This window comes from Soonwooa sp. T0.1_25 (assembly GCF_057652215.1).
In genome coordinates this window covers 1-258 of record NZ_JBYFBZ010000091.1, presented here as the reverse complement: position 1 = coordinate 258, position 258 = coordinate 1, and the positions used below count along the sequence as shown (strand labels likewise).

Sequence of the window (258 nt, the reverse complement as noted above, 5' to 3'; positions counted from 1 at the left end):
CGATTTTAAGAAAATTGTATCGGCTTTCCCTCATTGTTTCAATACTTTAAAAAACGAATATCCAAGTCTAGGTGGAATATTTGAAGTTCTTCATCACACGCAATTCCTTAAGCAATTAATGGAAGAAGGACGTCTAAAAATTGAAGGATGACAATTCAAAGGGAAAAGAATTACCTTCCACGATCCATGCTATCTAGGTCGCGGTAACGGTGTATATGAAGCGCCAAGAATGCTTTTAGAATAGCTTGACGCCGAATT

At 37.2% G+C, this 258-nt stretch carries 1 pseudogene; it reads left to right on the top strand.

Features of this window, described 5'->3' with window-relative positions:
* Positions 1 to 241, top strand: a pseudogene (locus AC23MB_RS14465) ((Fe-S)-binding protein); the annotation flags it as partial.
* Positions 242 to 258: the final 17 nt, after the last annotated feature.